Annotated in this window: 9 protein-coding genes; 6 read left to right on the top strand and 3 right to left on the bottom strand. The window is 65.0% G+C overall.

The window, feature by feature from the left end; translation table 11 throughout:
* Positions 1-4 precede the first annotated feature (4 nt).
* Together U5822_RS11455 and U5822_RS11460 are read right to left on the bottom strand one after the other, a co-directional pair.
* Positions 5-871 carry an SDR family oxidoreductase gene (locus tag U5822_RS11455; protein WP_322855754.1) on the bottom strand — a complete coding sequence of 289 codons (867 nt, stop codon included), beginning with the start codon at positions 869-871 and terminating at the stop codon, positions 5-7.
* Positions 868-2,688, bottom strand: a complete 1,821-nt coding sequence (locus U5822_RS11460) for an acyclic terpene utilization AtuA family protein (RefSeq protein WP_322855755.1) — start codon at positions 2,686-2,688, stop codon at positions 868-870. Before U5822_RS11460 ends, U5822_RS11455 begins: the two co-directional genes overlap by 4 nt.
* A gap of 151 nt (positions 2,689-2,839) precedes the next feature.
* Here U5822_RS11460 and U5822_RS11465 point away from each other — a divergent pair, with 151 nt between their 5' ends.
* Entirely contained in the window at positions 2,840-3,463 is a 624-nt protein-coding gene (locus tag U5822_RS11465) for a TetR/AcrR family transcriptional regulator (protein WP_322855756.1), read from the top strand.
* A gap of 72 nt (positions 3,464-3,535) precedes the next feature.
* Here U5822_RS11465 and U5822_RS11470 read toward each other — a convergent pair whose 3' ends face one another.
* A complete protein-coding gene (locus tag U5822_RS11470) occupies positions 3,536-6,043 on the bottom strand; it encodes a penicillin acylase family protein (protein ID WP_322855757.1) in 2,508 nt (835 codons plus the stop codon).
* A gap of 224 nt (positions 6,044-6,267) precedes the next feature.
* Here U5822_RS11470 and U5822_RS11475 point away from each other — a divergent pair, with 224 nt between their 5' ends.
* The 5 genes from U5822_RS11475 to U5822_RS11495 all read left to right on the top strand — a co-directional run bounded on the left by U5822_RS11475 (position 6,268) and on the right by U5822_RS11495 (position 13,748).
* Positions 6,268-7,332 (top strand): hypothetical protein, encoded by a 1,065-nt coding sequence (locus U5822_RS11475; protein WP_322855758.1) that lies wholly within the window; start codon positions 6,268-6,270, stop codon positions 7,330-7,332.
* A gap of 60 nt (positions 7,333-7,392) precedes the next feature.
* A complete protein-coding gene (locus U5822_RS11480) occupies positions 7,393-8,403 on the top strand; it encodes a putative solute-binding protein (RefSeq protein ID WP_322855759.1) in 1,011 nt (336 codons plus the stop codon).
* A 15-nt stretch (positions 8,404-8,418) separates the two neighbouring features.
* Positions 8,419-10,470 (top strand): TRAP transporter large permease subunit, encoded by a 2,052-nt coding sequence (locus tag U5822_RS11485; protein WP_322855760.1) that lies wholly within the window; start codon positions 8,419-8,421, stop codon positions 10,468-10,470.
* Between the two features lie 165 nt (positions 10,471-10,635).
* Entirely contained in the window at positions 10,636-13,275 is a 2,640-nt protein-coding gene (locus tag U5822_RS11490; RefSeq protein WP_322855761.1) for a S8 family serine peptidase, read from the top strand.
* On the top strand, positions 13,272-13,748 hold the full coding sequence (locus tag U5822_RS11495) for a protease complex subunit PrcB family protein (RefSeq protein WP_322855762.1): 477 nt from the start codon (positions 13,272-13,274) through the stop codon (positions 13,746-13,748). Before U5822_RS11490 ends, U5822_RS11495 begins: the two co-directional genes overlap by 4 nt.
* The last annotated feature ends 9 nt before the right edge of the window (positions 13,749-13,757 follow it).

The following is a 13,757-nucleotide window of genomic DNA, read 5'->3' on the forward strand; positions in this document are numbered from 1 at the left end:
CTCCTCAGTCGTCACTCAGCACTTTCGGGGCAGTGGCCCGGTGGAAGCCATTGAAGGGCTCGTTGTTCTTGGCCTTGGGCAGGGGCCACATGCGCCCACCCTGGGAGGCACCGCCGTCGATGCGCAGGCAGTCGCCGCTGATAAAGGCCGCGCCCGGGCTGAGCAGGAAACAGATGGCGGCACTGACTTCCGATTCGGTGCCCATGCGCTTGATCGGCACGTTGTCCCCGAGGCTGCGAATCCAGTCCTTCATCTGTTCCGGGTAGTTGTCCATGCCGCTGGAGGCGATCCAGCCCGGGGCCACGGCGTTGACCCGCACGCCCGAGGTGCCCCATTCCACGGCCGCGGTCTGGGTGAAGTTGACCATCCCGGCCCGGGCTGCGCCCGAATGCCCCATGCCGGGCATGCCGCCCCACATGTCGGCGACGATGTTGACGATGGCGCCGCCGGTCTTGGCCAGGGCCTGGGTGTAGGCCTCCCGGGCCATCAGGAAACCGCCGGTCAGGTTGGTACGCACCACGGTTTCCCAGCCTTTCTGATTGATGCCGGTCAGCGGCGACGGGAACTGGCCGCCGGCGTTATTGACCACGCCGTTGAGGCCCCCGTGTTCTTCCAGTATCGCCGCCACCGTGGTCTTGACCGATTCTTCCTCGCGGATGTCACAGACGTGGGCGGAGGCCAGGCCGCCATCCGCCAGGATTTCGGCCTTCACGGCCTCGACTTTTTCGGCCTTGCGACCGACCAGGGCCACGCGGGCCCCCAGGGCGGCCAGCTCGTGGGCGGTGCAGCGGCCAATGCCGGAACCGCCGCCGGTGACGATGAAGGTCTGGCCCTGGAACAGGTCCGGGTGAAAGATGGATTGATAGCTCATGTGCGGTGTCCTTTTTCCAAGACGGCCCGGCTGATCGGCACCGGGAATTCAAGAAGTTGCTGGGCAAAGGCCTTGCCCTGGGGGTCGATGCGCAGGCTGGCGACGCCGCCTCCGCCCAGGCTGTGTTCCAGCAGGAAGTTGAAGGCGTTCAGGCCGGGCAGGGCCCAGCGGGTGACCTTGCCGGTCTCCGGGTTCAGGGTGTGCTGCATCCAGTCGGCGACGGCGCTCTCGGTCAGCGCCGCGTCGATGAAGGGCAGAAATTCCGGCGCGCGGGCGATCACGCCGATGTTGCTGTGGTCGCCCTTGTCGCCGCTGCGGGCCCAGGCCAGCTCGATGAGCGGGACCGAGGTGTCGGTGGCCGGTTGCGGCGCGGGTGCCGGTTCAGCGGGCAGGCGGCCGGCGTCGAAGCCGCCGCCGGTGGCCACCGGCACTGGCAGGCGTTCCCCGGCGACATCCGTGGTGACCTCAATGCGGTCCTTGGGTACCAGGCAGGAAAACAGGCGAATCTTGGGCCAGACCGTGGGCCGACCGCCGACGATGCCGGTGAGGCCGGGCGCCATGCCCGTGGCGGCCTGGGCAATCTCCCGGGAGAACAGCACCAGGGCCTCTTTCTTCGGGTGCGCGGTGCTGATTTTCACCACCACCTCCCGGCAGCCCCCGGCCTGGCCATGGTCACCGTAGGTGGCTTCGGTGCCCAGCAGTTCCACGCTGGTTTCGGAGTAGGGCGGCAGGTCCCGGGCCTGGAACAGGGCGGACGTTTTGGCCAGGATGGCGTCAGCCACCGCCTGGGCCTTGGCCCGGGCCTGAAGGCCGGCGAGCAGGAAGGTCACGGTGCACTTGAAACCGTCGGGCCAGGTGCCCGATACCTTGTAGCTGTCGGTTGGTGCCTGGCCGCGGGCGCCTTGGACCCGGACCCGGTCCGTCCCGGTCTGGGTCAGCCGGACCTGGCTGAAATCGCAGGCCACATCCGGCAGCAGGTAGGCCCGCGGGTCGCCAATTTCATACACCAGCTGTTCGGCCACGGTGCCCACCGAAACCAGACCGCCGGTCCCCTCGGGTTTGGTCATGATGAAATCGCCGTCGCTCTGCACTTCGGCAATCGGAAAGCCCATGTCGGCGTAACCGGCGGCGACCTGTTCCCAGTCGGTGAAATTGCCGCCGGTGGCCTGGGCGCCGCACTCCAGCAGGTGGCCGGCGAGGCTGCCCTGGGCCAGCTTGTCATAGTCGGACCAGTCCCAGCCGAATTCGTACACCAGGGGCGCCAGCACCAGGGCGCTGTCCGCCACCCGGCCGGTGATCACGATGTCGGCGCCCTGTTCCAGTGCCGCCACCAGCCCGGGCGCCCCGAGGTAGGCGTTGAGGCTGACCATCATCGGCGGCATGGCCTGGCCGGTGGTCATCTCCCGGATCCCGGCCTCGGCCAGTGACTGCTTCTGGGGCAGCAGATCGTCGCCCAGCACCAGGGCAATGTTCAGGTCCACGCCGGCCTGGTCACAGAGTGCCTGCAGGGCATCCCGGCAGGCCACGGGATTGACGCCGCCGGCGTTGGCCAGCACCCGGATCTGCCGGTCCTTGATCTCGCTCAGCAGCGGGCCCATCACGGTCTGGACAAAATCCCGGGCGTAGCCCTGGGACGGATCTTTCATCTTTTGCCCGGCCATGATCGACATGGTGATCTCGGCCAGGTAGTCCGCCACCAGATAGTCGATCTGGCCGTGACGCACCAGTTGCGCCGCGGCGGTTTCGGTGTCGCCCCAGAACGCCGCGGAACAGCCGATGCGGATGGTCCTGGCGCGGTCCGGTCGGGAGTCGGTCATGGCTTGGGCCCTTTTCGAGGAGGTTGGACGGACCGGGAAAATCCGGCCGTTGGCAAAGCGTGCAATCGACAATACCAAGCAAGCGCTTGGTTTGTAAATAGCCCGGTGTCGGGTAGAATGACAAGTCCGTGTCAACTGCTGGAAAGCCGCTGTGAACCCTACCCAGATCCTGAATGCCCTGATCTCCGAGAACCTGGTCTCCGACCCCAACGGCGCCCGGGGCCGACTGCTGAAAGAGGCGGCCCGGCTGTTTCGGGACAAAGGCTACGAGCGCACCACGGTCCGCGACCTGGCCGCCGCCGTGGGAATCCAGTCCGGCAGTCTGTTCCACCACTTTCGCACCAAGGAAGAAATCCTCAAGGCGGTGATGGTGGAAACCATCCGCCTTAACACCGCCCTGATGCAGGCGGCCATGGACGCCGCCGCCACCAGCCGGGATAAATTGCGGGCCCTGGTGCGGGCGGAGCTGGAATCGGTGAACGGTCAGACCGGCGAGGCCATGGCGGTGCTGGTGTTCGAGTGGCGCAGCCTGTCGGAGGAGTCCCAGGCCGAGGTGCTGGAGCTGCGGGACATCTACGAGCAGCTGTGGCTGGATACCCTGCAGGCGCTGCGGGACGAAGGCCGGCTGCTGGCCGACCCCTTCGTGGTCCGGCGCATGCTCACCGGGGCACTGAGCTGGACCGTGACCTGGTACCGGCCGGAGCGCGGGGGCCTGAGTCTGGATGGCCTGACCGACCAGACCATGGCGATGATGGGGTTTGCCCCGGAGCACTGAACCGGTCAGCGCCAATGAAAAAAGGACCCCGAGGGGTCCTTTTTTTATGTTGAGGCTATGGCTGGTCGGGGATCAGTCGTCGATCTCGACCAGTTCGTCCAGGTCGTCAAAGTCATACTGGACCGGCAACTGCGCCGACCGGATCTCCTGTTCGGTGAACGGGAAGCGAATCCAGTGCTTGCGCGCGTAGGCGTCGGTCATGTCCCGGTAGTACGGCGAGGCCGGATCCGTCGACTGGGAGTAGGTGACAAAGCCTTCGGCCCGGGGCGACCCGTCGTCGCGCCAGGTCACGGTCTGGATGTAGCTGTTGCCGTAGTTCACGTCGTACACGCCGTCGCTCAGGTCGTTGGGCCGACTGATGGCGATGGTGAAGCTGCCTTCGAACCCTTCGCCACCGAACACTGGGGCGCCGTTGTCATGCACGCCGGAGCGCTGAATGTCCCGAATCCGGGCATCCAGGGCCATGGGCGCGTCCTGGATGGTCTGGACGGCATCGGCAAAGGCCGTGGCAATCTGGGGATTGGCCACATTCAGGTCCCGCGGTGTGTTGATCGGGTCGGTGGCGTCGAACGGGGTGAGCCATTTGTCCGGTGAGGTATCGGACAGCCCCGCTACGCTGCGCCAGAATTCCCGCCAGATGTGACCACCCTGGGCGTCCAGGTTGTGGGTGCCGTCCCACTCGGCCAATACGTCGCAGGCCTCGGCGATGTTAACCGGGCCGCCGGTGCCGACCAGGGAATCCGACGCGCAGTAAGCGCCCAGAACGTCCTGGCGCGCCAGCTGTTCCGACAGCAGGCTGCTGTCGAGCACAACCGACTGCAAATTGCGGAGATCGAAACCGGTGGTGCCGGGCAGGCCGTCGGAGCCGTCCAGGCGGTCGATCACCTGCTGCATGCACTTGCGGGTTCGCAGGGTACGCGGGGTTTCCTCGTCGCCGATGATGCCGGCAAAGCCGGTCAGGAATTCCGCCGGGTTGGTGGCCCAGTAGCTGTCGTTGCAGTTATGCACCCAGTCGTCCCGGCGCAGGGACGGCAGGTTGTCGGGCCCGAAAATGCCGGCCGCTGGCGCGTCCGGGTCGGTGTCCCACTGACACGCCGGGTCGGCGCCGTTCAGGATCGGCAGTCCCGGGGCCAGCTGGCTGAAGACCGGTGACAGCGAGGAGCTGCACTGGGCGCTGCTGGCCTTGGCGTCGGAAACGTTTGGCACCACGGTGATGTCGCCGTAATAGGCCTGCTGGCCAGGACCGGTGGCCACGGTGTTGACCCAGGGCACCCCGAGCGTGCTGGCGTGCAGGTCGATGAACTCTTCCAGGCTGTTGGCCTGGTTCCAGCGGAAGAACTGGTTCAGCAGCCGGTCGTTTTCGGCGTTGGCGTCGCGCAGGGTGTAGGCCTTGGCCGAGGACCAGTTCAGCACCGGCACACCGGCGGCCTCGAAGGTCAACATCGGGCCATAGTGGGACGAATACAGGGTGCGGGTCCGGGTGCCGATACTGCCATCGGGTTCCAGCACCTCGATGCGGATGTCCCGCGCTTCCATGTCCACGAATTGGCCGTTGTACAGGTACTGGGTCGGGTTGGCGGGGTTCAGGGTGAGTTCATAGAAGGTAAAGCGGTAGGCCGTGGATACCGTGTGGCTCCAGGCGAAATGCTCGTTGAAGCCAATCAGTACCGCCGGAAGGCCATACAGCGAGGCGCCCATGATCTCGGTGTTATCGCCCACCTTCAGGTGCGCCAGGTACAGGCGCTCGGTCTTTTCCCACGGGAAATGCGGGTTGCCGAACAGCATCGATTCGCCGGTGGCGCTGGCCTGGGAGGCAATGCCGTACATGTTGCTGCCGAACGGCAGTTCACGATTGAACGGGAAGGGCAGGGTTGTGCCTTCGTCACCGCCGGCCTCGGTCAGGTCGGTCAGCAGCTGCTCGGGGTCGGGCGCTTCCAGGACCGGCACAGTGCCGTCGTTCAGGGGAGGCTGCGCGGTGGCGATGCCCTCGACAAACACCGAGGAGCTGGCTAGCACCGCCAGGCGGAAATACCGGCGGTACATGTCGCTTTCTTCCAGGGCGAACAGCCAGTCGGCGTCGCGGCAGCGCTGGTGACGACCCGGATGCTGGCCCGCTTCAATCTCGGCCAGGTAGCGGTTGAAGCCGGCGACATATCCGAAGGAGGCAGCGATGGCCTGGGGATCGCTGTTGGTGCGCAGTGGCGCGATGGCCTCATCGGTGGCACTCAGCTTCCAGAAGAAGTCGGCATTCAGGTTGGTGGTTTCCGCGCCGTTGGACGGAATGCGGTAACTGCCGTTCGGGCCAAAATACCGGGACCGGAGACCGCGGATGGTGAGGGTGTCCTCGGCGATCAGGCACAGATTGTCCTCGGCCTGGGCATAGCCGTAGGCGAAGCCCATGCTGGCAAAATCGTCGGCCCGGATGTGCGGAATGCCGAATTCGGTGCGCCGGAGCTCGGCGCTCGGGCTGATGGCGCCGGCGTCCGAATCGTTGTCGGAGGAGGACCCGCCAAAGGGCAGGCAGCCCGCCAGTACCAGCGGCGTCAGGGCCAAGGGTAGTAGGAACTTGCTTCGAGACATAACTGTGCCTTTCTTGTTGGTTGTGATGTTGTGTAACAGCTCGTAACGAAGCGTTGTCGAAAAAGGTTCCCTGGCAATGACTGAAATGGGCGTGAAATGGCCGGCATGACAGGCCATTGGCCTGATCGGCATAATCGCTTCGGCATTCAAGCCATTTTGGTGGGGCTAAATTGGCAGCATCCTTGCCGCCATGGAATAAAAACAACACACAACGGGAACGAATCATGACTTCATCCTTGGTGTACCCTTTCAAGCGCGCCGGCGGCGCGGTGAAATCCCTGGCGTCCGCAGCGGCGGTTGCGTTGCTGGCCGGCTGTTCAGCCAATCCGATCTACACCACCACCGGCGTGGTGCTGTCCAACTATTCCGAAGGCGAGGCCACGCCCTACGTCCTGCAGATGTCCGATCCGCAGATGGCCTGCTCCCTGGGTGAGGGGCTGGATCCCTTGCTGTACTCCTTCTCCCGGGTGACCTCGGCGCCGGACACCACCGGCTCCCTGCTGATGCTGCTGGCCGGCAACTGCATGGAATACCGGGCCTGGGAAGCGGAGCTGGCGTACCTGCGCGCCGATTTCCGGGGCGACGTTCCGGCCGCCAAGGACGCCCGCGAGGAGGCCAAACGCCTGAACGCCAAGACCGCGCAACGGCGCCTGCAGGCGTTCAACCGGGCCATGGCCGCGTACGAATTTGATCCCGCCGCCGAGCCGCTGGAGTGTCCGTTCCTGTTCACCGAGCAGGACGAACTGACGTTCCTGCTGGGGCTGCTCACCGGCATGCAGGCCATCGTCAATGACGCCAATTCCGGTGCCATGGCGGGTATTCCCCGCAACATCGCGCCCCAGGCCGAGCGTGCCGCCAGCTGTCTGGACAACAAGAAGTGGGGCGGTTTGCCCAACTCGATCCGGGCCCTGGTCTGGTTGCTGCTGCCGGACACCCGGCCGGCCCTGTCCCCGGACCCCTGGTCGGTGCTTGATCACAGCTCGGAACTGGGCATAGCGGCGGGTATGCGTGCCTCCATGGCGCTGGAAGCCGTGGCCGCGGAGACCTTCGGTCGCCCCGACGTGCTGGCCGACACCATCGCCGAGTTCGTGGCCGCCGATGAGCGCATCGATGTCTGGGATGAATACCGTCTGGTCGACAACGTGGCCGCCGGCGTCATCCGGTTCTCCTCGGACAAGCACTGGACCGCGGAGTACGGTCACCGCACCCCGCAAGCCCACTACGGCAAGATGAGCCCCGAGCGGGACATGGAGCAGGTGGAAACCATGAGTCTGGATGACCTGCTGTAACGCAGGTCACCGAGCACCTTCTGAATAGCCTATAAACACAACAATGACCCGGAGGTCGTTATGATCCGCAAATCCCTTACCGCGCTTACCCTGGCTGCCGTGGCTCCGCTGGCGTCGGCCAAGACAGTGTCCGTCTGCGTGTTCGACGTTATCGGTGCCAATGGCGACCTGTACAACATGGTCAAGGACTACGCCCTGGAAATGAAAGCCCACGGCGTCGACCTCGAACTCAAGCCCTACACGGACGAAGGGGTCGCCGTGGGGGATTTCAACGCCGGCCAGTGTGACGCGGTGGCGGCCACCGACCTCCGGACCCGTCCGTTCAACCGGTTCACCGGCAGCATCAGTGCCGTGGGCGCGCTGCCCACCTACGACGACCTCAAGACCCTGCTGGCGACCCTGGCCCAGCCCAAGGCCGCGCCGCTGATGAAAGAAAACGGCTACGAAGTGCTGGGCATCGTCCCGGCCGGCGCTGGCTACCTGTTCGTCAACGATCGCAGCATCGATACCGCCGGCGAGCTGGCGGGTAAGCGCATGGCCACCCTGGACTACCAGAAAGACGCCATCCACATGGTGAACTTCGTCAAGGCCACCGTGGTGCCCTCCGACATCACCAACTTTGCCGGCAAATTCAACAACGGTTCGGTCGACACCGCCTATGCGCCGGCGTTCGCCTACGAGGCCCTGGAACTCTACAAGGGCCTTGGCGACGACGGCGGCATCGTCGATTACCCGCTGGCCCAGCTGACCATCCAGATCATCGCCCGCGACGAGGTGCTGCCGGATGAGACCGCGCAACAGGCGCGGGAAGTGGCCTGGGGCATGTTCCCGCAGGCCATGAACCTGATCGCCAGCCAGGAAAAGGCCATTCCCGACGACAAGTGGGTGAAGATTCCCGAGAAGGACATCCAGGGTTACCAGGAAATGTTCCGTCAGAACCGCCTGGAAATGCGCGATGGCATGAACGGCGCGCCCGATGTCTACCACCCGAAAATGCTGGGCCTGCTGAGCAAGATTCGCTGTGCCAGCAATCCGTCCGCGTCTGAGTGCACGGCGGCCAATCGCGAATAACAGGGTGGAACACTGATGAACTGGCGAGCAATGACCGCGCCCGCAGCCAGAACCCTGTACCCCGTGCATCGACTGCACGGGGTGGTTCTGCTGCTGCTCCTGCTGTTCACCCTGCTGCTGGGTATGGGCAATTCGCTCCATTCCCGGCTGCTCTGGGTGGGGGAGCAGACCTGGCCCAACTACTACCTCTTGAACCCGGATGCGACCGAACCGTCGTGTCGGCTGGAAATGGATGTCGATGCAGAGGTGCAGAAGCGTATCGCGGCCTACAAGCCGGATCCGGATGACCTGTTCAGCTCGCCGCCCAATCCCGATGCCATCCGCCAGTCCCTGACCCGCAATCTGGAACTCTGCCAGCAGGAGTACGCGCTCTACGAGCAGAATCTGGAGCACGCGACGCCGGCGCTGGGGGTGTTCAAGACCGTTGAGCAGGGGCTGGCCAAGTTCCTGCTCGACAACATCGAACTGACCAAGTACCTGTTCATCGCCATGTTTGCCATGGCGGCGGCCATCGCGGCCCTGGACGCCGACCACATTGCCCTGCGCCTGCCCCGCAACCGCGCCGAGTGGCGCCTGAGCCAGGGCGTGCAGTTCGTGGTCAACGGCCTGATGGTGGCCAGTCTGTACTCCTATCTGGGCAAGCTGGCGAACTCGCCAGGCTCGGAGGGCGCGGCCAGCCTGCAGTACGCCTGGTCCGGGGTGTTTGGTCTGTTCATGGTGATCAACCTGATCCGGCTGGTGCAGGTGCCCGAGCGCATGCGGGCCGGCCGGCTCAACCTGTCCTCGGGCCTGGTCATGCCGCTCTACTGCGTCATGGGCCTGATTGCCATGAGCTACTTCCTGTTCGTGGACGGCTACGCCTCCGGCCTGGCGATCTACTTCGGCATGATGACCAACCTGTCGTCGATGTTCATCAACATCGGCCTCTATGTGCTGGTCGGCATGGTCCTCAAGCAGACCCGACTGCCGGAACTGCTGTTGAACGTGATCAAGCCGTTCAATCTGCCGGCGCCCCTGCTGGCCTCGGTGATCATCTTTGCCACCGCTTTCCCGACCGCGTTTACCGGCGCCTCGGGTATTTTCATCCTTGCCGTCGGCGGGGTGGTGTACGACGAACTGCGCCGGGCCGGTGCCGGCCGTCAGCTGTCGCTGGCGACCACGGCCATGTCCGGCAGTCTGGGTGTGGTGCTCAACCCGTGCCTGCTGATCGTGGTGGTGGCCGCGCTGAACAAGGAAGTGACCACCACCGAGATGTACGGTTGGGGCTTCTGGGTGTTCATCATGTCGGCCTCGCTGTTCTCGCTGATCGTGTGCAAGACCCAGGGCAACTGGAAGCCGCGCCCGGCGCCCGGTGCCCTGCGTGCCGCGCTGGTCCAGATGAAACCGCTGGTGCCCTACGTCGCCGTGGGTGCGCTGGTCATCCTGTCGATCTGGCTGATCCTCGGCCTGCGCTTCAACGAGTACAGCGCGCCGATGATCCTGCCGCTGGTCATGCTGGCGCTGGTACTGCTGGACGCCGGTAAGGACAGCCGCGGCGAGGACGAATCCCGGTTGCAGGCGTTCTGGAATCGCAGTGCCGTTGCCGCCTCCGACTCGGCCGTGCACATCGGGGCCCTGCTGGCGCTGATCGGGTTCTCCATCTGCCTCGGTGGCATCCTGGAGCGTTCCGATCTGGTTCATGTCCTGTTCCCCGAAGACCTCGCCAGTCCGTGGCTGGCCATGCTGGTCATCGTGGTGATGCTGACCTTTATCGGTATGGTGATGGACCCGTTCGGTGCCGTGATTCTGGTCTCGGCCACGATCGCCCAGCCGGCGATCCAGTTGGGTATCGATCCGCTGCACTTCTGGATCGTGTGCCTGGTGGCGTTCGAGCTGGGTTACCTGAGCCCGCCGGTGGCACTGAACCACCTGCTGACCCGCCAGGTGGTGGGCGAGACCGAGGTGCTGGCCTGCGAGCGCACCGGCAGTTTCTGGCACCGCTATGAGCGCCTGCTGCTGCCGCTGGCGGTCATGGGCCCGACCCTGCTGGTGACCGCGTTCGTGCCGATGCTGTTCTACGCGCTCTGACGGAACGGCAGACCGGAAAACCGCCTCGGGGAGACCCGACGGCGGTTTTTTTGCATCTGAACGGCGTGCCGATAACGTATCGAACTAAACTGTTCACAGAGCACCACTGAGAAATGCGGTAGGCTGGCGCTCGACACATTCCTTGCGACCATACCAGGTAGAATCATGAAACTTCGATTTGGGTTTTCGGTGGGCGTCTTGGCGCTGGTAACGGTGATCGCTGGATGCGGGGGCGGCAGCAGTGATCGCTCCCTGTCCGGTTGCCTGGGCCAGACCTCGTTTGCGATCGGCTCCGGCGTCGAGCCCTCGGCGGTCAGTGTCAGTGGCGTGATCGAGATTGAAAGCCAGACCCGGGTCGACTCCGACACCAGCGACGACCTTCGACTGAATCAGGCGGTCAGCAACAACTGCGACACCGAGGCCCAGCCGTTACCAGTGACCGGGGTGGCCGGCGGCTACGTCAGTGCCACCTCCGGGATCTACCCGGACACCGGCCAGCAACTGGACTTTGCCCAGGACGTCCAGGACTACTACACCGCCCAGCTCAAAGCGGGCGACCGGGTCTCCCTTCAGGTGTTCCAGACCGGGGACATGGAGCCAGGGCGCGCGCGCCTGCAGATTTTCGACCCGTCGGACCGGCAGGTATTCGACAGTCAGAGCGGCTTTACCTCCGAACCGCCGTTCCTGCACTCCATTGCCATGGGGCAGGGCGAGTTCACCATCCGGGTCAGCAGTGTGTCCGGCGGCCCCATGCGCTATGTCCTGATTGCCGCGGCCGAGGGCACCACCTCCATGATGAATACCGCGTACGCGGACCCTGGCTTTGTGCCCGGTGAGGCGGTAGCGACCCTGCGCCGGACCGGGCCGGAGCCGGCGGGTGAGCAACTGGTGACCAGTCTGGCGGCCGACGGGGCCGTGGCGCTGGGCAGCGGCGCCTGGAAACTGTCGATGAACCTGCCGGGCGCGGCGGCGCCCCTGAATCAGCAGGCGCAGGCCTGGCAACGCACGGAAACCCTGTCCTGGATCAAGACCCTGCGCGAGCATCCCGATGTCGCGTCGGTGTCGCCCAATTACCACATTCATGCCCAGACCCTGAGTCCCGAGTCCAACCCCCTGTACAGCCGGCAATGGAATCTGCCGTTGATCAACCTGCCCATCGCCTGGCAGGCGGCCCCGAACTTCGGGCGTGGCGTCGGCGTGGCGGTGATGGACACCGGCCTGTTCAGCGCCACGCCCAACAGCTACGGCAATTGGCACCCGGATCTGAACGCCAATGTGGTACCGGCCTCGGTTGACTTGCTGGATTATGTCTCGGGCGAGCTGGACATCGACAACCAGCAGGGCCGGGACACCAATCCGGCCGACCCGGGCGACGGTCAGGCTCGCTCCAGCAACTTCCACGGCAGCCACGTCGCCGGCATCGTCAGTGCGGTGGATAACAGCGCGGGCATCGTCGGCGTGGCCAACGCCTCGACCTTGATTCCGGTTCGGGTTCTGGGGCGCCAGGGCACTGGCAGTCTGTCCGATCTCATTGCTGCGGTCAGCTGGGCCGGCCAGGCCGACAGTGGCGTGGACGTGATCAACCTCAGCCTTGGGGGCGTCGGTCCGGATGTCGCGCTGGAAAACGCCATCAACGATGCCTTCTCGAGGGGCAAGCTCATAGTTGCAGCCGCCGGCAATGCGGCCACCGACGAGCCCACCTATCCCGCGGCCTTCGACAATGTCGTGGGCGTTGGGGCGGTGGATGCCGGCGGCACCCGGGCGTCCTACTCCAATTTCGGCGTGTCCGTGGATCTGGTGGCGCCGGGCGGTGACGCCAGCCGGGACGCCAACCTCGATGGCGCCGCCGATGTGATCACCAGCGCTTGGGGCACCGACGACGGTGGCGTGTTCGAGCCCGGGTACGCGGGGCTTCAGGGCACCTCCATGGCCGCGCCCCATGTGGCCGGCGTTTATGCGCTGATGAAGGGGGAGGAGCCGACGCTGACGCCAGGCCAGTTTTTTGCCTTGTTGGCAGATGGCCAACTGACCGATACCGTCGGCAGTGCGACCGAGTACGGGGCGGGGTTGATCAACGCCATCAAGGCCGTCGATGCGGCGCGCAGTGGCAACATTCCGGATGTGCTGGCTGCATCACCCTCGGTGCTGTCGTTCAGTCAGGCAACGCTGTCCCAGACCCTGTCGTTCGTCCGTTACCCCAGTTTGGCGGAGATCACGATCCAGTCGGTCGTGGTCGGCGACGACTGGCTGCAAATCGATCCGGCGATTGCCGGTGGCGCGCCACCGAGTTCGGTCACGGTCACGGTCGACGCCAGCCAGTTGGATACCAGCCAGATCTATTCCAGTGAAATCCTGATTACCTATAATGGCGGTCGCGAGCTGGAGATCCCGGTCAATGTCCGCCTGGTGGATCCGACCGACGAGCGCAATGCCGGCCGGCATTACGTGCTGCTGGTGACCAGCGACGGCAATTACGACACCGTGGCGCAAACGGTTGTGAGTGCCACCGGCGGGCAGTATCGTTTCCAGTTTGGGGCGGTGGACCCGGGCGACTATTTCCTGGTGGCCGGCACGGACACCGACAACAACGGGTTTATCTGCGAGAGCGGCGAGGCCTGCGCCGAATATCCGGTCAATGGCCTGCCTCAGCCCATCTCGGTCGGTCTGGACCCGATCAGCGGCATTGCCCTGAGCACCAGTTTCCGCCGCCCGACCATCAGTGCCCTCGGCGCCCCGAGGGTGGACTTCCAGGGGTATCGCCTGAATCGCGACGGCCCCACAGCCAAAAAGGTACAGGTTCAGTGATAGCAAGTGCGTGGCGTTGTTCGTTCCTGGCGACCCTGCTGGTGGGAATCACCGGCTGTGCCGCCCAGCAGACCGAAACCGCATCGGGTGGGCCACTGGCTCGCCAGATTGCCCAGTCCAGCCATTGCGGCCTGACCGCGCCGGGGCGCGTGGTGCTGGCCGATCGCGGCGAAGTCGATCGGCTCGAGGCATTGCCCGCACGCAACCTGTCGCTGGCACCACTGCGGGCGGTCGATTTCAATCGCGAGAAGGTGGTGCTGGTGGCCATGGGCCAGAAGTCGACCGGTGGTTACAGCGTGACCCTGGCCGGATCCCGGATTGTCGACCAGCAACTGGTGCTCTCCGTTGCCAGCCGGGCGCCCGACCCGGGCACGATGGTCACCCAGGCCCTCACCACGCCCTGCACCGCCATTGCCGTGACTGCCTCGGGCTGGAGCGAGCTGCGCATTGTCGAGGCTGAAAACAACCGTTGATCTTTCCCG

This window comes from Marinobacter qingdaonensis (genome assembly GCF_034555935.1).
In the GTDB taxonomy this organism is placed as follows: Bacteria; Pseudomonadota; Gammaproteobacteria; order Pseudomonadales; family Oleiphilaceae; genus Marinobacter; species Marinobacter qingdaonensis.

What these genes read in the sequence shown, in the direction of transcription:
- U5822_RS11455 (WP_322855754.1), bottom strand. Translation starts at nt 871, where the DNA reads ATGAGCTATCAATCCATCTTTCACCCGGACCTGTTCCAGGGCCAGACC.
- U5822_RS11460 (WP_322855755.1), bottom strand. Translation starts at nt 2,688, where the DNA reads ATGACCGACTCCCGACCGGACCGCGCCAGGACCATCCGCATCGGCTGT.
- U5822_RS11470 (WP_322855757.1), bottom strand. Translation starts at nt 6,043, where the DNA reads ATGTCTCGAAGCAAGTTCCTACTACCCTTGGCCCTGACGCCGCTGGTA.
- U5822_RS11475 (WP_322855758.1), top strand. Translation starts at nt 6,268, where the DNA reads ATGACTTCATCCTTGGTGTACCCTTTCAAGCGCGCCGGCGGCGCGGTG.
- U5822_RS11480 (WP_322855759.1), top strand. Translation starts at nt 7,393, where the DNA reads ATGATCCGCAAATCCCTTACCGCGCTTACCCTGGCTGCCGTGGCTCCG.
- U5822_RS11485 (WP_322855760.1), top strand. Translation starts at nt 8,419, where the DNA reads ATGAACTGGCGAGCAATGACCGCGCCCGCAGCCAGAACCCTGTACCCC.
- U5822_RS11490 (WP_322855761.1), top strand. Translation starts at nt 10,636, where the DNA reads ATGAAACTTCGATTTGGGTTTTCGGTGGGCGTCTTGGCGCTGGTAACG.